Raw genomic sequence first — 22,816 nt, forward strand, 5'->3', positions numbered from 1 at the left:
TGCCGCATGCGGAGCCGCTCGCGTATGGGTGGGGATGACGACAGGAGATGTGTCCAGGTGATCGACCGCAAGTCCAAGGCCCTGCTGACGGACCTGATCAAGCAGGTGAAGGCGGTCGAGGCCGACCTCGGCCGACAGGTACGGGACGGCGAGACCGTCCTCAAGCCGCTGCGCACGGAGTACGGCAAGCTGCAGAAGGCCGATCCCAAAGGGAACCCCAAGTGGGACGCCTGGCTGGAGGAGCGGCTGGCCGAGCTGCCGGAGGAGCGTGCCGAGCTGGTGCGGGGGGCGGAGGCGGTCGCCGGGAGGCTGCGGGCCGAGTACGACCAGGCATTCAAGCTGGGGCGTACGGGGGCGACGTGGAGCGCGTGGCTGGACGAGCGGGTCACTCAGGTCGCGGTGGCGTGGGTGCTGGGCACGGTGTTCGTGCGGTTCTGCGAGGACAACCGGCTGATCCCGGAGCCGTACCTCACGGGGCCCGACGCGGAGCGGCGGGATCTGGCGGAGGCTCGGTACCGGCAGTACGTGGAGGACGAGCAGGACCCCACGTACCGGGGGTGGCTGGAGCAGGCGTTCGCGGAGCTGGGCTCCGGGCAGGCCGGCAAGCTGCTGTTCGACAGGCGGCGCAACCCGCTATATCAGATTCCGATCTCGCACGACGGGGCGCGGGCGCTGGTCGAGTTCTGGCGGGAGCGGCGGGAGGACGGTGAGCTGGTCCACGACTTCACCGATTCGCTGAACGAGGACGGGACTAAGGGGTGGGACACGCGGTTCCTGGGTGACCTGTACCAGGATCTGTCGGAGGCGGCCCGGAAGACGTACGCGCTGCTCCAGACCCCGGAGTTCGTGGAGGAGTTCATCCTCGACCGGACGATGGATCCGGTGGTGCGGGAGCTGGGCGGGCGGTTCGGCGAGCTGAAGATGATCGACCCTACGTGTGGGTCGGGGCACTTCGTGCTGGGTGCGTTCCGGCGGATGGTCCGGCTCTGGGCGAAGCGGGATTCTGGGCGGGATGTGCATGAGCGGGTGCGGGCTGCGTTGAACTCCGTGCACGGGGTGGACATCAATCCGTTCGCTGTGGCTATTGCACGGTTTCGGTTGTTGGTGGCTGCGATGGCGGTGTCGGGGGTACGGACACTAGCGGAGGCGGGGCGGTACGACTGGCCAATCCATCTGGCGGTGGGCGACTCGCTGATCAAGGCGCGACAGCTTGAGCTAACGCTTGGGGATGAGGAATACAGGGATCCGCTGGCGGAATTTTCGTATGCCACGGAGGACGTGCACGAGCATCCGGGGATCCTGGAGCAGGGGCGTTATGACGTGGTGGTGGGGAACCCGCCCTACATCACAGTCAAGGACAAAAAACTCAGCGCCCTATATCGGGATCTTTACGCATCATGTGCAGGCGCGTACGCGTTGTCCGTGCCATTCGCTGAGCGGTTCTTTCAATTGGCTAAGGTCGGAGAGCCCGACGGGCACGGATACGGCGCCGTCGGTCAGATTACCGCAAACTCATTCATGAAGCGAGAGTTCGGATCCAAGCTGATCGAGGAGTATTTTGCCCACAAGGTAGAATTGACTGAGGTCATTGATACGTCAGGGACGTATATTCCAGGACACGGGACTCCAACCGTAATCCTCGTAGGCCGACGACGGTCTGGCAGTGGGCGCGCGCCGACAATCCGTACCGTGCGTAGCATCCAGGGCGAACCTACCACCCCGGAAGATGGAGCGGACGGACTGGTCTGGAGCGCTATCGTGAACCAAATCGATCGCCCCGGATCCATCAGTCAGTGGGTATCGGTGGATGACCTGGAACGCCGCCGGCACTTCTACAGACAACCGTGGATTTTGGCCAGTGGCGGCCTTGAGATGGTCGAAAAGTTGGAATCGACAGCGCAGACAACCCTGGCCACGATTGCAGTCGATGTCGGAGCCGGAGCCGTAACTCGCGAAGACAACGCCTACATGATCGGATCTGGAACTCTTCGTCGTAGAGGTATCCCTGCGGAATACCAGCGCCCCCTCGTAGAAGGAACTGAGGTTCGAGACTTTCTTGTATGGAGCCCTGTACAGTCACTCTGGCCTTACTCCGCCAAGGACCTATCTGCACAATCTCCGACACCAGTTGAACGCACACTCTGGCCCTACCGCAGCCAACTCCGCGGTCGTGTCGCTTTCGGCAAGACGCAAATTGAGCGCGGACTCAACTGGTTCGAATACTCAATGTTCTTCAAAGAGAGATACAGGACCCCACTGTCAATTGCCTTTCCCTTCGTAAGTACACATAATCACTTCGCACTAGATCGAGGCGAGAAGGTCTTCATTCGCACCGCGCCAGTTATCAAACTACACAAGGACGCAAGCGAGGAAGAACATTACCAACTGCTAGGACTACTCAATAGCTCGACCGCATGCTTCTGGCTCAAAATGGTAAGCCACGACAAGGGAAGCCAAGGAGTAAACGAGGGATTTAAGTCCCACGACTGGGAACGCTTCTACGAGTTCACAGGGACGAAACTTCAGAAATTTCCTATTTCCGCAACCCCTTCGACCTCTCTCGCTACTTCTCTCGACGCCCTCGCCCAGCAACTCGCATCTATTGCCCCATCCGCCATAACTGCATCTGGCACACCTGGCGCATCCGACCTCCGCGAAGCCCATGCCAGCTGGGAATCCATTCGGTCTCAAATGATCGCCTTGCAGGAGGAACTGGACTGGCAGGTCTACTCTCTCTACAGCTTGCATTCCGAAGACCTCCGCGCCCCGGAGACCGCAGTACCCGAACTCACCCTTGGTGAAAGGGCGTTCGAAATTGTGCTTGCTCGGCGGGTTAAGAAGGGCGAGGCGTCCGACGAGTGGTTCAAGCGGCACGGATCTACCCCCATCACCACCCTCCCCGAGCACTGGTCAGACACGTACAAGGCCGTCGTCCAGAAGCGCATCCACGTCATCGAGTCCTCTCACGCCATTGGGATGGTCGAGCGCCCCGAATACAAGCGTCGTTGGGCAACCGAAAGTTGGGATGCTCTTCAGGAGAAGGCCCTGCGCTCCTGGCTACTCGACCGCATGGAGACCCGCGAACTCTGGTTCCAGGACGACCAGCCGACCATCCTCACCCGTGCTCAGCTCACCTCCGCCCTCTCCCTCGATGAGGACTTCGTCTCCGTCGCAGAGTTGTACGAACCTCGCAAGGAGCTGGCGATCGTTGTCGCGGATCTCCTTGCCAACGAGCACGTCCCCTTCCTCGCCGCCCTGCGCTACAAGCCCAGCGGCTTGAGGAAGCGTGCCGACTGGGAGCATGTCTGGGATCTTCAGCGACAGGAAGACGCCGGCCCGGACGAGCCCGCCAAGCGGAGGATCCGGGACTCCATCCCCGTGCCGCCGAAGTACACGTCGGCCGATTTCCTCAGGCCGTCCTATTGGCGCGCCCGCGGGAAGCTGGACGTACCGAAGGAGCGGTTCATTTCCTACGCCACCGGCCCGATCTCCGGCGTTCCGGACCTGTTCGGCTGGGCGGGCTGGGACCACCGCGAGCAGGCGCAGGCCCTCGGCACGTACTTCACGAACCACGACGAGTTGTCCGACGCGCAGATGACCCCGCTGCTCGCCGGCCTCCTTGAACTCCAACCCTGGCTCGACCAGTGGCACGACGAGTTCGATGCCCTGTACGGCGGCTCTCCCGCAGCCTTCTTCGCGGGGTATCGGGCGACCAAGCAGGGCGAACACGGACTGACCGACGACGACCTGCGTGCCTGGCGTCCCGGGAAGCCGGCCAAGGGCTGATCACCCTGGTGTGCCCTCCCCGCTCCCTCGCGTGGAGGGCACACCATCGTCCCGCACGGTCAACGGTTCGGCCGCGTGTACCCGTAGTGCCGGGCCCCCGTCCAGTCCGAGCAAGATGGCGAGTCCACCAGCCGCATACGACTCGGTGTGAACCGTGCGGACGAGGTGCCACTCACCCCACGCTCGCACGCGCTGCCCAGGCCGCACCATGACAGCCGCGACTTCCCGTCCGACGGGCTCAGCCACGATGTCCGGCGCCTTCAGCTCGGCCCATACGGTCTTGCCGATCCCGCCCGCGCGCTCATCAACTCCCCAGCGGTGAGCCAACGCCTCCACGAGCAACAGCCCCCGCCCGCCGGTCTCGTCATCACCAGGAGCCCGCACCTCAGGCCTGCCTGAACCCGCATCGCTGACCTCAAGCCTCAGAAGCCCGTCCTCAAGCAATTGCGCGATCCGTACGCCCACCTGCCGGTCGCTCGGTACACGCACGCGCAGCGCGTTGGTCACCAGCTCCGAGAGCACTAGCTCTGCTGAATCCAGCACGTCTGGGCCTGCGCCCCAGCCACTGAGCACTGCATGTAGCACCGCCCGAGATCTCGGCACACTTCGACGACAACGCGACAGCCGGAACGTAACTTCGTTCGAGCCCAGGCTCTTTGCCATGACGCTCCCTGAGGATCGATAGCTGGTGATCAAGTCCCAGCAACGCTGCGGAAGATGGGCTTCCGACGACGAGAGTGCCGTGAAACGATGAGACGGCGCAACGTTGAAGGGATAGCGGGGCTGCAATTCACCCTTTCGGGTAATCCGCAAGCAACCCGACAACAGCCCTGGTAGGGAGTTACCTATGCCAAACGTGAAACCGTCCACCGTGCTCGGGCGCCAACTGGGCGACGAGCTGCGGCGCTTGCGCGAGACCGCGGGTCTGACCACGACGCAGGCGGCCGAGGCGCTCGACTGCACCAAGGGAAAGATCAGTCGCATCGAGAATGGGCATGTGCCCGTACGCACCCCGGATCTGATCGCCCTCATGCAGACATACGGAGTGGTGGACTCAGAGACACGTGAGCGACTCGGCTCCCTGGCCCGCAGAGCCAACCGGCGCCGCCGCGAGGGCTGGTGGCACCAGTACGGCGCCGTCCTCGCTGACACGTACCGGGACTACATCGAGATGGAGAGCATCTGCGACAGCATCAAAACGTTCCAGGCTCAGCTGATTCCAGGCCTGCTACAAACGCCCGCCTACGGACGTGCGATCACCGTGGCTTCTCGCGCATGGAAGACAGCCGAGGAGATCGACCAGTTCGTGCAGGTGCGGATCGCCCGGCAGGAAAGGCTGGCCGGCGAGGCGCCGTTGGAGCTTTGGGCTGTACTCGCCGAAGGCGTACTCCGCCAGCAGGTCGGAGGCCCCGCCGTGATGCGTGACCAGCTCGAACACCTGGCGACCATGGCTGAACAATCCAACATCACCGTCCAGGTACTGCCGTTCTCGCGCGGTGCCCACTCAGGTATGTTCGGCCCATACCTACTGCTGAGCTTCCCGCGGGTGTCGGCGCTGGACCTTGTCCTGACAGAAACCCCGATCGGCAACATCTGGATGGAGCAGGAGACCGAGGTGGCCCACTACCGCGACCTCTTCGACGATGCCCGCACGTCGGCGCTGCCACCAACGGAATCGCTCAGGCTCATCCGCCGAATCGCCAAGGAGCACACACAATGAGCCGGGACCTCCTCTCCTCGCCCATCCTCGCGGAAGCGATATGGCGCGTCAGCAGCTACAGCGGCGGGCAAGGCGAGTGCGTTGAAGTCGCCCACAACATCCCCACCCTCATCCCTGTTCGCGACAGCAAGCGTCCTTCCGGACCCATGATCGCCTTCACCCCTCACGCCTGGCGTGCCTTCGTTAACCACCTCAGCTGAGCCGACCACCACGGCAGCGCGCCCCCTCCCCCAGCTGGGGGCCCTACCGACGCCCTCCTCATTCACTCCTCCGTGCCCAGTCACCGCAACCAGCTCGACACACCCCCCAGGTGTGCGAAAATTGCACACATGGAGAGCGTGCAGAGCTGGGCAGAGATCGGTAGCCGTATCGCCCAGACCCGGGAGTCAGCCGGGTTGAGCCAAGGCGAGCTGGCCTCACGCATAGGGGTCGACCGCACTGCGGTGGTGCGCATGGAACAGGGCGAGCGCAAGGTGTCCGCGCTCGAGCTCTTCGGGATCGCCGAGATCCTGGACGCACCGCCCGCGCACTTCCTCACCCAGCCACCCGCTGCGCTCGTCTCCCGCCGTAAGACGCTCGACTCCCCCGCCGACGCGGCCACGCGTGACAGCTACCGGCTGGACATCCGGCTGGAGGAACACGCGCGCAACGCGGAGTGGCTGGTGACGGAGGGCTTCCTCACCCCACCCCACCTGGACAATCTCCTCGGCTGCACCGAGGCCGATCCGACCGCTCTGGCACGTGAAGCACGACGCGTGGCCGGCCTCCCCCCGGGGCCACTGGGGCCCATGGCCTCCGTGGCCGAACGCTTCGGCCTGTATCTGACCGTCGCCCCGGAACCCTCCGAGGGTGCTTCCCTCCTCCTGGACTCCTACGGGGTCAGTGTGATCAGCGGCCACTCGGCCCCCGGCCGCCGACGCTGGACCGCCGCCCACGAGCTCGGACACCACCTGCTGCGGGACGAATACCACAGCGACGCGGGGGTCTCCGCTAGCCGGGACGAGCGGGAACAGGCCATCGACGACTTCGCCGGGGAGTTCCTGCTCCCCGAGGATGAATTCGACGCCGTTTTCCGGCAAGCGGTCGACCGGGGCGTCTCCCCCCGGGAAGCCCTGATCGGTATCGCCGCGGACTACAGGCTCTCCTGGTCGTCCACCGTGTCGAGGGCACGGTGGCTCGGGCTGGTGGGCACGGCCGCCGCTCGCCGCCTCAAGGCCGATACGCCGGTACGCGGCGACTTCCTGGCCGTCCGTGGTGCCGAGCCCGTACCGGACCTCGAAACGGGCGCCACCGGAACGGCCTGGAGACAGGCGGTCCTGGCCGCCTGGAAGGCCGGGGCGGTGTCGGCGGCACGCACGGTCGAGTTGCTGTACGGCGCCTTGCAGGAGAGCGAGCTGCCGGAGCAGGACCTGGAGGACGTCGGGCCGTGAGCATGCAAGGGGAGGGAACGAGGCCGGCCGGACAGCTTCTCGTATGGGACACGTCGCCGCTGCATCACGCGATCAAAGCCGGACGCGTGGACACCCTGGCGGACCTCGCCGCCGAGTACCGGGGATTACCCCGCCGCAATGTCACCACGGCCGCGGTCATCGAGGAACTGCGCCACTACGACCTGGACGTCTCGGGTCTGGGGTGGCTGGAGGTCCAGCACGTGGACGGTCTCGCCGAGCTGACCGCGCTGGTGCGATGGATGGAACGCGTCTCCGGACAGAAGTCCAACCACGGTGAGGCGACCGTGCTCGCCTGGGCCGACGTGCACGGCGCGGTCGCCGTGGTCGACGACCTGGACGCGCGCAGGGCGGCCCGCGCCGGTGGCCTCACCGTGTGGGGTGTGCTGCGGGTGATCGCGGAGGGGGTGCGGGACGGCCGCGCGACGGAGTACGTGGCGTCCACCCTGGTCGACGCGCTGCTCGCGTCAGGCGCTCGCTACCCGTGCGGTCACGGTGACTTCCCCGAGTGGGCGAGGAAGAACGGATTGCTGTGAGCCGCTTGCTCACATTCTTCTTACTATGACTCGTTTGAGTATCCGGGGGTCGGCCGTTCCCCCTCCCTCGCCCCTCGTCCCCTTCACCCCTACACCCCATGCCCGACCCGCCCGATACGATCGAAGGCCGTCCCCACGCGACACACCGTGGGGGACGGTGCTTCCGGGGCAGTGCGCGGTGCCGGCCGTCGCTCGTCGTTCCGGTCGACGGGGGGACGCGCCGCGCTGCCCGGTGGACGTAGACGCAGGACACGATCAGCAGGAGACGCGAGACAGAGATGGCACCGACCGCCGCCACAGCCCCCCTCCTCCGCGATGTCATCGACATCAAGACGTCCATCTCCACCTCCGACTTCGTCCTGAAGCTGGCCGAGGCCGTCACCCCGGAGGGCGCCGAGCGGGCGCTGCGCGACTACGTCGTCACCGAGCGCCTGCTCGAGAACTTCGACGAGGCGCTGAGTCTGATCAGGACCGCGCTGGACGGGCAGACGTCGAAGGCCGCCTATCTGCACGGCTCGTTCGGTTCCGGTAAGTCGCACTTCATGGCCGTGCTGCACGCCCTGCTCCGGGGCGACGCGGCCGCGCGCGCCCGGACCGACTTCGACCCGGTGCTGGCCAAGCACGAGTGGCTGAGCACCGACGGGAAGAAGTTCCTGCTCGTGCCGTACCACATGCTCGGGGCCAAGTCCCTGGAGCAGCGGGTGCTCGGCGGGTACGTCGGCCACGTCAAGGCGCTGCACCCCGAGGCGCCCACTCCGCAGGTCTACCGGACCGACTCCCTCTTCGCGGACATCCGCGCGCTGCGGGACCGCATGGGCGACGACCAGTTCATCGAAGGGCTCGCCGGAGCCGCGTCCGACGCGGACGCCGTCGACACCGACGACGAGTGGGGGGACTCCTTCGCCTGGACCCCGGCGCTCCTCGACACCGCCCTCGCCGCCGAGGAACTGGACGGTGCCGAGACCAACCTCAACCTGGTCAACCCGACCACCCCTGCCGAGCTGCGGGCCAAGCTGGTGCACGACGCGAGCACCAGCTGGTTCCCCGGTTTCGCGAAGAACGCCGCTGAGGACGAGCACGGCTTCATCTCGCTCGACGCCGGTCTCGCCGTCATCGCCGAGCACGCGAAGTCGCTCAAGTACGACGGGCTGATCCTGTTCATGGACGAGCTGATCCTCTGGCTCGCCAACCGTATCCACGACCAGAAGTTCGTCTCCCGCGAAGCCGACAAGATCACCAACTTCGTGGAGGGCGCCGACTCGCGCCGCGCCATCCCGATCGTGTCGTTCATCGCACGGCAGCGGGACCTGCGGGAGCTGGTCGGCCAGGAGGTGTCCGGGGCCGCCGAGACCGCCATCCAGGACAGTCTCAACCTCGCCTCCGGCCGCTTCGACAAGATCACGCTGGAGGACCGCAACCTCCCGCAGATCGCCCACGCCCGTCTCCTGCGGCCCAAGGACGCGGAGGCCGCCGCCCAGCTCGACGCGGCCTTCGCGAAGATCAAGCGGGTCGGGCCGCAGGTGTGGGACGTGCTGCTGGGCTCCGACGAGGGGACGACCGGAGCCGACGAGGCGTCCTTCCGGCTGACGTATCCCTTTTCTCCCTCCTTCATGGACACCCTGGTCCACATCTCCTCGGCGCTGCAGCGCTCCCGTACCGGTCTGAAGCTGATGGGCCAGCTGCTGGCCGACCATCGCAACGACGCGACGCTGGAGCAGCTCATCCCGCTCGGCGACCTCTACCCGGTCATCGCCGACGGCGGCGACCGGCCCTTCGTCGACAGTCTGAAGGTGGAGTTCCAGGCCGCGGACAAGCTGTACCGCACCAAGCTTCGGCCCTACCTGCTCGCGATGTACGACGTCACCGAGGAGGACATCGAGCGCTACCGCCACCGCCGCGAGACCGTCACCGACCAGGGGCTCTTGCAGCGGTGCAAGGCGTTCGTGGGCGACGACCGGCTGATGTGCACGCTGCTGCTGTCCGCGCTGGCGCCCAGCGTGCCCGCGCTGCGGGACCTGACGATCCGGCGGCTCGCGGCCCTCAACCACGGCTCGGTCATCTCCCCCATCCCGGGAGCGGAAGTCGGCGCGATCCAGTCGAAGGTCGACGAGTGGGCGGCGCGTTTCGCAGAGATCAAGCCCACCGGCACCAAGACCAACCCGGGCGTACGGCTCGAACTGGCCGGCGTGGACGTGGACTCCGTCATCGCCAACGCCAACGTCAACAACAACCGCGCCAACCGCCGCTCCCTCGCCAAGCGGCTCCTCGCCGAGGAGCTGGGCATCGAGCTCCAGGAACGGCTCACCGCGGACGAGCTGAAGTTCGTCTGGCGCGGCTCGCAGCGCACGATGGAGGTCGTCTTCGGCAACATCGCCGACCACGACGACCTGCAGGACCACGACTTCGCCCCCAGCCAGGACGGGCTGTGGCGGATGATCATCGATCTGCCGTACGACGAGGGCGAGTACGGGCCGCGCGAGGACGCCAACCGCATGGCCGAGCTGCGTCGGCTCCCCGGGGACCGGCCGCGCACCGTGGGATGGATTCCCACGCATCTGTCCACCGGCCGCTTCCAGGACTTCCAGCGGCTGGTCGTCCTCCACTACGCGCTCGCCGACCAGCGGCGCTTCGACACCAGCTACGCCCAGCACCTCAACGCCGACAACCGGGCCCGTGCCAAGGCACTGCTGGAGGACCAGCGCGAGACGCTCACCAAGACCGTGAAGGCGGCCTTCAAACAGGCCTACGGCCTCGCGGCCAAGAAGCCGGGCGACGTCAACCCGGACTTCAACGAGCACCTGGAACCGCTGCCCGACGTGCCGGACCTGCGCGTCTCCATCGGGCAGTCCCTGCGCGACGCGATCCGGCACGTGGCGGGCAAGCTGCTGGCCCACCAGTTCCCCGCGCACCCGGGCTTCGACCCCGACGGCACGGGGACCCTCGTCAAGCTCGCCGACGCGCGGGCCGTGCTCGGGCACATCCGCGCCGCCGTGGAGGCAGGTGACCGGCAGACCGAGATCCCGGGCAAGGAACGCGACCTCATGCGGCGCATCGCCACGCCCCTGGGACTCGGTCAGCAGAAGGAGGCGTACTTCCGGCTCTCCACCCGCTGGCCGGAGCACTTCGCCCTCCAGGCGCGCGGCGAGGCCGGTCCCGGTGACCTGAGCGTCAGCCGCCTCACCGAGTGGATCGACCGTCCCGCACCGATGGGCCTGGAGCCGTTCCTCGCCCACCTCGTCATCGCGTCGTACGCGGAGATGGACGACCGCGTCTGGGTACGGGCCGGCGCGCTCCTCGACCCCTCGCCCGACCTCTCGGCGATCAAGCCCCAGGACGCGCTGCGGTCCCAGCCGCTGCCGGAGGAGCACGTCTGGGAGGAGGCCGGGCGCCGCTACTGGGAGATCTTCGGTGAGGAGCCGCCCCGGCTCCGCAGGGGCCGGATGGTCGGGCAGTTCGCCCGGCGCATCACGGAGCGGGCCCGCACCTACCAGCCGCACGCGGCCGATCTGGTGACGCAACTGGAGCAGCACGCGACGCTCCTCGGTCTGGACGGCACCGACGAGTCCGGCCGGCTGGCGATCGCCCGCCGGGCCCGGGACCTGCTGGACGAACTGCGCGGCCTCGATCAGGGCCCGGCCGGTGGTTCCGCCGTGGCCAAGCAGGTCATCTCCGCCTTCGCCGGCTTCGATCTCGGCGAGGTGCCGACGAGCCGCTACGGTGCGTCGATCAAGCAGGCCGAAGCCGTCGCGGCGGCCCTGGCCACCGCCGCCTGGGACATGCTCAAGCTCGCGCCCAGCTACGGGCCGCAGGGCGAGGCCGTGCTGGAGGAGCTGCGCGGCGCGGCGCGTGTCGATCAGCGCACCAAGGACCTCAAGGAGGCGCTGCGGGAGGCACGGCGGTCCATCGTCGCCGTCATCGAACGCAGCCAGGCACGCACCGCCGACCCGCGACAGGCGTACGCCGCGCCCGCGCCGACCGAGCCCCTCACCCGGCCCGACGCGATCAGCCTGAGCACCGGCACCGGCCAACCGCCCGTGTCCTCCGCCCACCCCGGTACCGGCGACGGCCGGCGTGCCGCGGGACGCCGCTCGGGCGGGGGCCGGACCACGGCCTCCCGCGCGCTGGCCGAGCTGCGGGCCGAACTGGCCGAGCTGGCGGCCGCCGAGCCGGACGCGGAGATCGAGATCAGCTGGCGGGTCGTGGAATGAGCGGCGGGCGACGAGCGAAGAGGGTGTGGGAGCAGTGAGTACGGCGGCCGTGACCACCACCAGCGCGGTGCGGCTCAACGCCGCGACCATCACGCAGTACCTGGCATCGGAATCCGGGCTCAAGCCGGACAAACGCAGGGTCGTGCTGCTGCGCGCCGCGCCCTCCTGGGACGGCCCCGACGAGCTGGCGTGGGGTGAGCAGCGGCGGGCCCGGGTCGCGGCGGCGCCCTCGCCCCTCGGGGTGTACGAGCTGATCCTCGCGCACCAGAAGCCGTCGGCCGACGGGCCCGAGGTGCTCGTCGTCCTCACCGACCGCGAGGAGGCGGAGCTCGGTCCCGATCTGCTGGCCAAGGTGCATAGGCAGCGGGTCAACGCCGTCGACACCTGGGACGTCGTGCGCGAGGCGTTCGGTGCGAACGCCCCCGACCACCGGCTGTTCGAGGAGAACTGGGCCGCGGAGGCGCTGCTGGACGCCGCTCCGCCGCACGGCGGATGGCCGAAGCTCGCGGGCGGCGTGCTGTCGCGGCGCGAGGCGCTGACCGCGCTCGCCCTGCGCAGGCTCGGGATCGGCCGCTACGACCCGGACGCCGAATCCTCCCGCACCACGGCGGACGGCGGTGACGAGCTGGACATCCACACCCTGCTGCGGTGGTCCCTCACGCCCGGCGGCCCCGAGCGGCTGCTGGCGCTGAGAACACCCGAGCGCACCGGGCTCGTGCGGTTTCTGGGCGAGGAGGAGCAGGCCGGACGCGCGGGGCAGGCCCTGCTCGCCCTCGTGACGGCGGAGCACGGGCCGGACGCCGTCGCGTTCGGGCTGGTCTGCGCGGCGCTGTGGGGGCACGCCGACGCCACGGCGGACGCCGAGGACTACCGGGCCCGGGGACGGGCCGAGCGGTGGTTCGGAGAGGAGCCTCCCGCCGAAGGGGAGCACCTGGACGCGCTCGCGGCGGCCTTCGGACGGTCCTGTGAGGAGTTCGTCTCCGCCCTGCTGCTCGCGGGGCGGGCGGACGGCGACGAAGCCGCGGCGGAGGCCCGGCGGCTGACCAACTCCGTACTCGACCGGGCCGCCGCCCTGGCGCGGCAGTTCGGGGCGGAACGGGCCGCGGGGACGAGTCCGGTGCTCGCGGTGGGACTCGCGGCGCGCTTCACCGCCGCCGGCGAGGCGCTGTCGAGCGGCGACCCCGAGCGGATCGCCGCCGCGGTGAAGGATCTCGGCCGGCACCGGCTGGCCCCGGATCCCGATCACGGCATCCGTATCGAACGGGTGCGCATGGCACAGCGGCTGGCACGCTGGCTCGCGACCGATCCCCCGGTGGACACCGCCACGGTGGCGGACGCCATCGCCCGTCACGTCAGCGAGACGGGCTGGGTGGACCTGGCACTGGAGCACATCGAGTCCGGCGGCGATCCCGATCCGGCGCTCCGGTCCGCGTACGACACCTTGTGCACCTCGGCGCGCGAGCGTCGGCGTGAGATCGACCGGCACTTCGCACGGGTGCTCGCCGCACGGTCGGCGACCGACCGTGGTCCCGGCGGGATGCTGGCCGTGGAGACGTTCCTTCCCGAGGTCGTCGCCCCGGTGGTGAAGGCCAGGGAGCGCAGGGTGCTCCTTCTCGTGCTCGACGGGATGAGCGCGGCCGTCGCCGCCGAGCTCGGCGAGCAACTGCGCGACCACTGGGCCGAGTACGACCCGCTGCCGGGGGCGAAGGACACCCCCCGGCGTCGCGCGATGGCGGCCGCGCTGCCCACCGTCACCGCCGTGTCGCGGACCTCGCTCTTCGCGGCGCGCCTGATGAAGGGCACGCAGGCCGACGAGAAGCGGCTGTTCCCCGCTCACCGCTTCTGGGGCGGGGAGGACGTCGCGGTCTTCCACAAGGACGACCTGCGCGCCGGGAGCAGCGGTGAGCCGTTCGGGCCCGACCTGCACGACGCGCTCGTGGGCGACCGTACGCATGTGGCGGTGGTCCTCAACACCGTGGACGACCGGCTGGCCTCCGAGCAGAAACTCGGCGACGGTGCCTGGCGGCTGTCCGACATAGGAGGGCTGCGCGCCCTGCTCCGCTCCGCCGCGGACCAGGGCCGAGCCGTGATCGTCACCAGCGACCACGGGCACGTCGTCGACCGGCGGGCCGCGCGGGTCGACGCCGACGACGTACGCTCGGCCCGGCACCGGGCCCCCGGCCGACCACTTGGGGAGCAGGAGATCATGCTGACGGGCCCCCGGGTCCTCGACCCGGAACCGGAGAGCCGGATCGTCGCCCTGTGGGACGCCGACGCCCGGTACACGTCCCGCAAGGCCGGATACCACGGCGGCGTCGCCCTGGCCGAGTTCGCCATCCCGGTGCTGGCCTTCCTGCCCTTCGGAGCGAAACCGCCGAGCGGCTGGCGGGAGCTGGGCAGCCAGCAGCCGGCCTGGTGGTCACTGCCCCGGGAGGAAGCACAGCCGTCGCGGGCTCAGACCGCCGCGGCCCCGGTTCCGGTATCGAGAAAGGCGACGCCCAAGAAGGCCAGGAGTGAGGCGAAACCCGCCAAGAACCACGAGACGCTGTTCGATGTGGCGTTGGTTCCCTCGACGTCCGAGGACGGCGCGCTGCTCTCCGCCGCCCCCGTGTCTCCGGTGGACGCCCTGGTCGAAGCCCTCCTGGAGTCGGAGGTCTTCACGGCTCAGGTGCAGCTGCTGGCCCGTAAACCCGACCTCGTGCGCGTGGAGAAGGCCGTACGCGCCCTGCTGGACTCGGGCGGCACCCTGCCGATGACCGCTCTCGCCCAGCGCGTCGGACTGCCCGCGAGCCGGCCGGCCGACGGTTTCGCCGCCGTGTTGCGGCAACTGCTCAATCACGACGGTGTCCAGGTGCTGGAGACCCTGCCGGACGGGCGGACCCTCCGGCTGCACACCGGGCTGCTGCGGGACCAGTTCGAGGTGGGTTGAGCGGTGGTGGAGCCCTGCCCTGCCGCACTGCGTGAGGAGGGCTGGGCTCCACTCGCCCGTCAGGTGAGCTGACGCAGCAGCCCCACGAACTGGCGCAGCTCCTCGCTCCGCTGCGGCGACAGCGGTTCGGGATCGAAGTGCGCGATGTGATTGCGGATGTCGCGCACCCGGTCCAGCTGGCGGACGAACTGGACGCGGTTCACTCCGGTCCAGCCCAGCGTGGTCCAGTTCTGGTCGGCTGCGGTGCACAGGGCTTCCTTGCGGTGCCCCTGCTTGTTCCTCTGGTCTCCGTCCAGCAGCATCACGTACTGGCCGAACATGAGGTCCGCGATGTTCCCGGTCTTCTGGTCGTTGCGCTGGACGGCGCGGATGGCGTCCCCGCCGAGCTTCGCGCCGAGGCACTTGCGGAGCCGGAACTCGATCTCTCCGACCACGAAGAACGGCCAGGCCGTGGCGTCGAAGCGCTGGGTGATGTCCGCCGCGGTGACGATACCGCTGACCTGTCCGCTGTTCGCCCTGACCAGCACGTATCCGTGCTCGCAGATGGCGGGGAGCACGGAGAAGAAGTCGTCGTGGGCGTGGACGACCGGAGGATCCTCCACGATCGCGTTGGCGAGTGCCGCCTCTCCTCCCGTGGCGTGCACCTTGGCCAGCGAGCGCCAGGTCACCACACCGATCACCGTGTACTGACCCTCCAGAACCGGAACCTGGGAGTAGTTGTGGGTGTGCATGATGTACGTCGCATCGGTGAGGTCCTCGGCCGGGGTGACCGAGGCGAGCCCGGCGTGGGCGCACGGCAGGTCGCCGATCCGCAGGGGGTGCTGCGGCAGCGCGCCGGGCAACAGCCCCGCCTCGTCCTCCTGGTCCGCGTCCGCATCGGCGGACTCACTGACGGCGGACTCGCGGGCCACGACGAGGATCTCGGTCTGGCTGCCGCACGTGGCGAAGTACGGCACGGTCGACAGGCCGGTGTCCTTGAGGATCCGCTCGATGTGCAGGATGGCCTGGTCGTTGCGGAACCGGGTGTTGAAGCAGGCCAGGAGTTCGACAAGGGGTATACGCCGGCCTTTGAGTGCCAGCAGTTCTTCCTCGGGGGGCGTCCGGAGCACGACCGCTTCACCCGGCCTTCGCGTCGCGGAAGACGGTGCGCTTGCCCATGGCGGACATGACCAGTTCCAGCAGCTGCTTGGACCTGCTCAGGTAGAACTGCTCGAAGTCGCCCGAGTGCAGTGCGGCCGGGTCGATGAGGTGAGTGCCGACGACGTCGTCGAACCACTCGGGACGCATGCCCGACTCCAGCGCGAGTGTCTTGAGGTAACCGGAGGGCGATCCGGTCATGCTCTTGCTCGCCCGGAGGGACAGGGGTGTCTTGTTGATGATCGAGTTGGCCCTGCCGCTGTAGGCCCGGTGGTGCTTGTCGATCCACGCCTTGGGGAAGATCTGACGCACGTCCACGCTGTACTCGGCCAGGCGCGCCGCGTTCAGGGGCGCCTCGGTGAAGTACCAGTCCACCGCCCCCTGCTTGACCAGGAGGGCGTAGATGCCCTTGTAGGCCGCGCTGTTGCGGGTGCTCAGGGTGTCCAGCCGGTCGTCCAGGAAGGCTGCCTCGGCGATCGTGTCCGGGACCACCTCGGGGTTGCCCCGCAGACGTTCGATGAGCTGTTCCACGTCACGGGTGAAACGGCTCTCCGTCGAACCGCCGTACATCTCGCCGAGCACACCGCACCAGTACCACTGGGTCAGCAGCTCGTCGGCCGCCTCGGTGTCGGTCTCCTCGCCCAGGATGGTCCGTACGGCGGCCAGCGGTACGAGCTGCGTTCGGTACGGCAGATCGGGGGCCCGCACGATGCACTGCCGCTCCAGGAAGGACCCCACCCACTCGAAGGCCTCCGCCACCCGCGGAGCGAGCGAACTGAAGTCGGCGAGCGGCAGTTCCAGCAGGTCACGGCGCTTGCAGGAGACCGCGGCACGCGACTCCTGCCGCTTGCGCTCCCAGGTTCGGACGAGTGCCACGGCCTGGAGGAAGTCACTGCTGCTGAGCCCGTCCTCGACACCGGCCTCCATGCGCCCGAACACGGGGTACGACGCCGTCAGGCCCTTCTTGATGTCGAGCCAGACATCGGGGAGCTTGAAGTAGTCGCCGTTCCGGGCCACGTACTCCTGGTTGCCGGCGTAGGTGGCCGTCAGCAGCTCGAAGACGTTGAGCGGCACACCTCCGGTGTTCACCCGCTCGAAGACGGCGCAGACCGCGTCCATGGTCGTCGAGGCCGCAAGCTTGATCATCGGCACCTGGAACGACTGCATACGGCTGAGCACGAACTGCTGGAACTGCCCCCACAGCCCCCAGTTCGTGACGTCGACCTTGACGAACTCCTGGTGCCAGGCGTTCACCCGCTGGGTGTCGAACACGAAGTGGAGCGGGAAGTATCCGGCGGCGCACTCCCCCTCGACGGTCGTCAGGTCGATGGTGTCCCTGCGATTGAAACCCGTCTTCAGGATCCGGTCCTCGGGCACCGACACGATGGCGTCGTCACGGTCGGCCGGCGAGCCGATGGACTTGGCGATGTCGATGTAGTACCAGCGCCTCAGTTCCTTGCCCCGGGCGTCCACCGTCTCGACGGGGCGGTCCCGGTGCAGTGCCTGGAACAGGGACGTCAGCCGCTGTTGCCCGTCGAGCAGCAGGAGATCCGGCACCGCGGCCCGCGCGTCCTCGGCACCATTGAGTGTCCGGGTGCGGAACGGCGATGTGCCGTTGGTCTGCAGCGCCATCACCACACCCAGCGGATAGTCGAGCGTCACCGTCGCGATGAGGGCCCTGATGCGCTCGTCGTCCCATTTCCATTCACGCTGGAAGTCCGGGAGCTGTAACGCGCCGGATGCGACGTCGGCGAGCGCGTCGCTGAGTTTCAGACTGTCGAGTGCCACGCTGTGTCTTCCCGTGTCGGACATGAACGGTGAGTCGCCACCGGTCACCTGTGGTGAACATGCAATTGCACCAACGGACTTGCGGCTAGTCAAGACGGTCGAAGGACAGTTCCAGAGGCCGTCCACGAGTCCGTGTCCCCAGGGCAGCCGCATCGCCCAGAGTCCCTCCACGGGGCGGCAGTCAGGCATCCGGGTCAAATGGGAGACTGTCCGGGTGAGGACAGACAGCCCTGGAAGCGGACCCGTCAGTGCCGCCCGGCGTCGCGGCGTGCTCGACGCCCTGCGCCGAGGAGCGGTCCCCGAAAATGGACTGGACCTGCTGGCGACCGGCCTGGACCACTTCGGCACCGCACTCGACGGGGAACTCGACGCCGTCAGGTCGGGATCCTCGGTGTTCAAGGCGGTGCGCGGCGAGTACGGATCCGGCAAGACGTTCTTCGCACGGTGGCTCGGTGAGCGTGCCAAACGCCGCAACTTCGCCGTCGCCGAGATTCAGATCTCGGAAACCGAGACGCCCCTGCACAGACTCGAGACCGTCTACCGTCGCCTCACCGAACGGCTGGCCACACCCGGGTTCCCACCGAGCGCGCTCCGGCCGGTCGTGGACTCGTGGTTCTACGCCCTCGAAGAGGACGCGCTCGCCGCCGGGGCCACCGAGGAAGAATTGCCCCGCAGAGTCGAACAGTTGATGACGGCGCGGCTCACCGAGGTGTCCCGGCACGCCCCGTCATTCGCCACGGCGCTGCGGGGCTACCGAGCCGCAGTCGAGGCAGGCGACGAGGGCACCGCCTCGGCCGTCATGGCCTGGCTGGGTGGACAGCCGCACGTGGCCGCCGCCGCCCGCAGAACCGCCGGGGTGCGTGGCGACCTCGATCACTTCGGTGCTCTCGGCTTCCTGCAGGGACTGCTCACGGTCCTGCGCGACTCAGGTCACTCGGGATTGCTCGTCGTCCTGGACGAAGTCGAGACCCTGCAGCGCGTGCGTTCCGACGCCCGCGACAAGGCGCTCAACGCACTGCGCCAGCTCATCGACGAGGTGCACTCCGGGCGCTTCCCCGGCCTCTACCTGCTGATCACGGGCACGCCGGCGTTCTTCGACGGCCGTCAGGGCGTACAGCGTCTGGCCCCGCTCGCCCAGCGTCTGGCCACCGACTTCAGCACCGACCCACGCTTCGACAACCCGCGTGCCGTGCAGCTCCGGCTGCCCGGGTTCGGTCAGGACTCACTGATCGACCTGGGGAGGACGATCCGGGATTTGTACGCGTCAGGTTCATCGGCCTCCACGCACATCACGGACGTAGTCGACGACGCTTACGTCGCCGACCTGGCCAAGGCGGTCGGAGGGGCGCTCGGGGGCAAGGTGGGGATCGCACCACGGCTATTCCTCAAGAAGCTCGTGGGCGATGTCCTCGACAGAGTCGACCAGTTCGAGGACTTCGACCCGCGCCGGCACTACGCGCTCACCGTGAACGCCGCGGAGCTGACCGAGGTGGAGCGCAACGCCGCGGCGGCCGATCGCGCCGACGACGTCGAACTGGACCTCCCGTGAGCGGAGCCGCGCCCGACCCGATGGACCTGCTGCACCCGGGACTGGTCCACCACATCGTGAACACCCTGGGATGGCCGGGCCTGCGCGCACTTCAGGAAGAGGCGATCACCCCTCTGACCGACGGAGCGGACGCCGTACTGATCGCTCCCACCGCGGGAGGCAAGACCGAGGCCGCGTGCTTCCCCCTGCTGTCGCGGATGGCGCAGGAGAAGTGGGACGGCACATCGGTCCTCTACGTCTGCCCGCTGAAAGCGCTGCTCAATAACCTGCTGCCCCGGTTGGAGACGTACACCTCCTGGATCGGACGTTCCGCCGCGCTCTGGCACGGCGACGTGACGCACTCCCGCCGCAAGCGCATCCTGCGTGAACGACCTGACGTGCTGCTGACCACCCCCGAGTCCCTCGAGGCCATGCTGGTCAGTGCGAAAGTCGATCACCGTGCGTTCTTCTCCGGGTTGCGGGCGATCGTCGTGGACGAAGTACATGCCTTCGCGGGCGACGACCGTGGGTGGCACCTGCTGGCCGTCCTGGAACGGCTGGAACGGGTGGCCGGACGCCCGGTGCAGCGGGTGGGCCTGTCCGCGACCGTGGGAAACCCGGACGAGTTGCTCGCCTGGCTGCAGGGAGCGACATCAGGGCAGCGTGCGTCACGGGTCGTAGCCCCACACCTGCGGGAAGACGCCCCGAAGCTCCCTCCTCCCGGGGACATCCAACTCGACTATGTCGGGTCCCTGGCCAACGCGGCCACGGTGATCGCGGCGCTCCACAGGGGCGAGAAGCGACTGGTGTTCTGCGAGTCCCGCAAGCAGGTCGAAGAACTCGGTGCGGCGCTGCGTGAGAAGGGTGTGACCACCTTCCTGTCCCACGCCTCGCTGTCCGCCGACGAGCGGCGTCGGGCGGAAGAGGCCTTCGCGGAGGCCCGCGATTGCGTGATCGTCTCCACGAGCACCCTGGAACTGGGCATCGACGTCGGCGACCTCGACCGGGTCGTGCAGATCGACGCACCGCGCACCGTGGCCTCGTTCCTGCAGCGCCTGGGGCGCACCGGCCGACGCCCCGGGTCCATCCGCAACTGTCTGTTCCTGACGACCGACGACGCCGGCCTGGTGTCCGCGGCGGCCCTCCTGCTGCTCTGGTCGCGCGGCTGGGTGGAGCCGGTCGTTCCTCCTCCGGAGCCACGGCACATCACAGCGCAACAGGTGCTGGCGCTCTGTCTCCAGGAGCACCGGGTCGGCGACCGGCTGTGGCAGGAGTGGTGGGGAGGGCTCGGCCCCTTCGGCCCGTCCGCCGAGCCGATCGTGCGGCACCTGGTGGAGCAGGGCTATCTGGACCGGGACGGTGAGTTGTTGTTCATCGGCCCTGAGGCCGAACAGCGCTTCGGATATCGGCACTTCATGGACCTCACCGCGGTCTTCACAGCCGCACCGGAGTTCACCGTGCTGTCCGGCCGCACCGAGATCGGTACGACCGATCCCGTGCTGCTCACCGATGAGGTCGTGGGCCCGCGCCGGCTGCTGCTCGCCGGGCGCAGCTGGCAGGTGACGTACATCGACTGGTCACGACGTCGCTGTTTCGTCGAACCCGTGGAAAGCGGCGGCCGGGCTCGCTGGGGCGGCATCGGTCTGGCGCGGACCTGCTCGTACGAGCTGACGCGGGCGGCCCGCGACGTTCTGCTCGGTTCGACGCCTCCGGTCGGACTCACTCGCCGTGCCGAAAGCACTCTCGCTCGTGTGCGCGACGAGAACGCCGAGGTGGTGCACCGCGACGGCACTGTCATCATGCGTGGAGGCCGTGACACCAATGTGAGGTGGTGGACATGGGCGGGCTACCGCGCCAACGCCACTCTGGCCGCCACCCTTTCCACCATCACCGACCCGTTTCAGCGCCCCACGGACACGTACGTCCGCCTGCGCGAGGACATCACACCCCAGGACTGGAAGCGGGCGACCTCGGACGCCGTCGATCACCTGTGCCTCCCGGAGGTGGATCCCCGCGCGCTGACCGGGCTGAAGTTCAGCGAGGCCCTTCCGCCACGTCTGGCCGCGGCCACGCTCGCGGCCCGGATGGCCGATCTGGACGGTGCGGCAACGTCGCTGAGCGAGGCCGTCAGATTCACCGTCAGCTGACGGATGAGATTCCCCTCGGGCGGAACCTACGGACATGACTGGGTTCACAGCAGCATCCCGCAGTCGGTCGGCAACTTCTTCCCTACCTTGGTCATCGTGAGCGGCCAGCAACCGCCCCTGTCACCGCCTGTACGAGCCGTCACGGCCACAGACCCGCGGACCGCAGCGCCTCCCGGTGCGCCGCCCTCGTGACCGGCTGCCCCCTGCGAACGGCCCGCCCGGGCTCGATCCGTACCGGCCCGCTCCGTGCCCGGCCGCCGGCCCGATCCAGCGCGGTCACCCTTCGCCTCGGCCGCACGTCTTGACGGGCTCGATGGAGACGACCAGGTCGACCGGCGCCTGCCTCAGGCTCTCGCCCTTGACGATGACATTGCCACCGGCGGTTCCGACAAGTTCACCGCACATGCTCTCGCTTCGAGTGACCACCCGGACCGTCGGTTTCGCCGGTTCCGGCATCGGACCGAACCAAGTGAATGCGAGCGCGGTCACCAGCAGCGAGAGCGCCGCCAAGGTCAGGAGAGCGGCACACCGGATCCGCCGGCCGACGACCCTGACCTCGGTCCTGGTCCACTCCCGAAGCCCCTCGCCGGTCAGGAGGATCTCCGCGCCGGGCGTCCCTGCAGCCGCCCGGACAGCGAGAACCGTCGCCGAGACGAGAATGCCGAGGGCCGTGACGAGAAGCACGGCGACGGTCACCCTCGTCCAGGGAGCCAGATCGCTTACGGTCTCGCGCCCCTTCACCACCAACACGACCCCCAGCAGAGTGGTCATACCGGCCAGCCCGGCCCGCCAGGCCTCCGCCTGCTCACGTGCGGCCGGCAACTGCTGGAGCCGCAACTCCTGGGCACGCTGGGCCCACCGCTTGCGCTCGACACTCATGAGATGTCGACCGACCAGTAGGCGCCGCACCCCGTATCCGGTGACTCGGGGGGCCTGTCCTCGTGCCAGTAGCCGCACTCGCAGTACATCGTCACCTTCGTCGGCTGCGTCGGGCGGGCCCGCCCGAAAAAGCCCTTCGTACCCTGAGGACTGCCAAAGGCGAACATCATCTCGGTACGGCCGGCGCATCGAGGACACGGCCCCGCGGCGGTGAGTCCGTCCTCGCCCCACGCGATGGCGAAGCCCGCTTGAACGGGGAACTCCACCTCGGCGAAGACGACACCGTCGTGATCAGCCATCAGAAGACTCCTCCGAGGGCCCCAGGGAGAACAGCGGGCCGTAAACGCGCAGCCTCTTCCCGACCTCTGCGGCCGGCTCCCCCGTCGCTTCGGCCACCCGCGTGAGGTGGTCCGGTCCCACGTGCCCTCTGACTTCCGGCCTCTGCCCGTCCACATGCACAGTCAACGCGAGCAGATCACGCCAGTGGACGATGCCCGCCGGGACCGCGTCGACCGGGTACTCCAAACGCAGGCCGAGGCACGTCATCCGGGTGAGCCGCTGATGGGTCTCCCTCAGGGGCATGCCGAGCCGTCCGGACATCTGCACCAGTCTCAGCCCGGATCCACCGGCTGATGTTTCGGAGGTCCGATTTCTCGCCGGGGGCTGATGGTGGTGTGGGGCACGGGTTCGAGGGCGTGCAGCGCCTGCCG

15 protein-coding genes are annotated in these 22,816 nt (G+C 68.4%); 9 read left to right on the top strand and 6 right to left on the bottom strand.

Features of this window, described 5'->3' with window-relative positions:
• Nucleotides 1-57 precede the first annotated feature (57 nt).
• Nucleotides 58-3,786, top strand: coding sequence for a BREX-2 system adenine-specific DNA-methyltransferase PglX (gene pglX, locus ACIF9R_RS30435; protein WP_399985610.1), 3,729 nt, complete (start codon nucleotides 58-60; stop codon nucleotides 3,784-3,786).
• Here pglX and ACIF9R_RS30440 read toward each other — a convergent pair whose 3' ends face one another.
• Entirely contained in the window at nucleotides 3,787-4,449 is a 663-nt protein-coding gene (locus ACIF9R_RS30440; protein ID WP_399985611.1) for an ATP-binding protein, read from the bottom strand.
• Nucleotides 4,450-4,633: 184 nt separating this feature from the next.
• Between ACIF9R_RS30440 and ACIF9R_RS30445 the strand changes: the two genes are divergently transcribed.
• The 6 genes from ACIF9R_RS30445 to pglZ all read left to right on the top strand — a co-directional run bounded on the left by ACIF9R_RS30445 (nucleotide 4,634) and on the right by pglZ (nucleotide 14,627).
• A complete protein-coding gene (locus tag ACIF9R_RS30445) occupies nucleotides 4,634-5,506 on the top strand; it encodes a helix-turn-helix domain-containing protein (protein WP_399985612.1) in 873 nt (290 codons plus the stop codon).
• Nucleotides 5,503-5,706 carry a DUF397 domain-containing protein gene (locus ACIF9R_RS30450; RefSeq protein WP_399985613.1) on the top strand — a complete coding sequence of 68 codons (204 nt, stop codon included), beginning with the start codon at nucleotides 5,503-5,505 and terminating at the stop codon, nucleotides 5,704-5,706. Before ACIF9R_RS30445 ends, ACIF9R_RS30450 begins: the two co-directional genes overlap by 4 nt.
• A gap of 129 nt (nucleotides 5,707-5,835) precedes the next feature.
• Complete coding sequence (locus ACIF9R_RS30455) at nucleotides 5,836-6,936, top strand: helix-turn-helix domain-containing protein (protein WP_399985614.1); 1,101 nt, start codon at nucleotides 5,836-5,838, stop codon at nucleotides 6,934-6,936.
• Nucleotides 6,933-7,490, top strand: coding sequence for a hypothetical protein (locus tag ACIF9R_RS30460; protein ID WP_399985615.1), 558 nt, complete (start codon nucleotides 6,933-6,935; stop codon nucleotides 7,488-7,490). The genes ACIF9R_RS30455 and ACIF9R_RS30460 overlap by 4 nt, the downstream gene beginning before the upstream one ends.
• Nucleotides 7,491-7,768: 278 nt before the next feature.
• Nucleotides 7,769-11,698 (top strand): phage resistance protein, encoded by a 3,930-nt coding sequence (locus ACIF9R_RS30465; RefSeq protein ID WP_399985616.1) that lies wholly within the window; start codon nucleotides 7,769-7,771, stop codon nucleotides 11,696-11,698.
• Nucleotides 11,699-11,732: 34 nt separating this feature from the next.
• On the top strand, nucleotides 11,733-14,627 hold the full coding sequence (gene pglZ / locus ACIF9R_RS30470) for a BREX-2 system phosphatase PglZ (protein ID WP_399985617.1): 2,895 nt from the start codon (nucleotides 11,733-11,735) through the stop codon (nucleotides 14,625-14,627).
• A gap of 59 nt (nucleotides 14,628-14,686) precedes the next feature.
• Here the strand turns inward: pglZ and ACIF9R_RS30475 are convergent, their stop codons facing one another.
• Both ACIF9R_RS30475 and ACIF9R_RS30480 read right to left on the bottom strand, forming a co-directional pair.
• Nucleotides 14,687-15,736 (bottom strand): HPP family protein, encoded by a 1,050-nt coding sequence (locus tag ACIF9R_RS30475; protein ID WP_399985618.1) that lies wholly within the window; start codon nucleotides 15,734-15,736, stop codon nucleotides 14,687-14,689.
• Between the two features lie 7 nt (nucleotides 15,737-15,743).
• A complete protein-coding gene (locus ACIF9R_RS30480; protein ID WP_399985619.1) occupies nucleotides 15,744-17,552 on the bottom strand; it encodes a DUF262 domain-containing protein in 1,809 nt (602 codons plus the stop codon).
• Between the two features lie 214 nt (nucleotides 17,553-17,766).
• Between ACIF9R_RS30480 and brxD the strand changes: the two genes are divergently transcribed.
• The gene (brxD, locus tag ACIF9R_RS30485; protein ID WP_399985620.1) at nucleotides 17,767-19,101 is read left to right on the top strand and encodes a BREX system ATP-binding protein BrxD; all 1,335 of its coding nucleotides are present in this window, start codon (nucleotides 17,767-17,769) and stop codon (nucleotides 19,099-19,101) included.
• 20 nt (nucleotides 19,102-19,121) lie between these two features.
• A complete protein-coding gene (locus ACIF9R_RS30490; protein WP_399985627.1) occupies nucleotides 19,122-21,227 on the top strand; it encodes a DEAD/DEAH box helicase in 2,106 nt (701 codons plus the stop codon).
• Between the two features lie 276 nt (nucleotides 21,228-21,503).
• On the opposite strand, the gene ACIF9R_RS30495 is transcribed toward ACIF9R_RS30490, so the two are convergent.
• Genes ACIF9R_RS30495 through ACIF9R_RS30505 form a run of 3 tightly spaced genes read right to left on the bottom strand, consistent with a single transcriptional unit; the run spans nucleotide 21,504 to nucleotide 22,706 of the window.
• Entirely contained in the window at nucleotides 21,504-22,106 is a 603-nt protein-coding gene (locus tag ACIF9R_RS30495) for a hypothetical protein (protein WP_399985621.1), read from the bottom strand.
• Entirely contained in the window at nucleotides 22,103-22,405 is a 303-nt protein-coding gene (locus ACIF9R_RS30500) for a hypothetical protein (protein ID WP_399985622.1), read from the bottom strand. Before ACIF9R_RS30500 ends, ACIF9R_RS30495 begins: the two co-directional genes overlap by 4 nt.
• On the bottom strand, nucleotides 22,398-22,706 hold the full coding sequence (locus ACIF9R_RS30505) for a hypothetical protein (RefSeq protein ID WP_399985623.1): 309 nt from the start codon (nucleotides 22,704-22,706) through the stop codon (nucleotides 22,398-22,400). The genes ACIF9R_RS30500 and ACIF9R_RS30505 overlap by 8 nt, the downstream gene beginning before the upstream one ends.
• Nucleotides 22,707-22,816 lie beyond the last annotated feature (110 nt).

This window comes from Streptomyces sp. NPDC086080, assembly GCF_044540255.1.
In the GTDB taxonomy this organism is placed as follows: Bacteria; Actinomycetota; Actinomycetes; order Streptomycetales; family Streptomycetaceae; genus Streptomyces.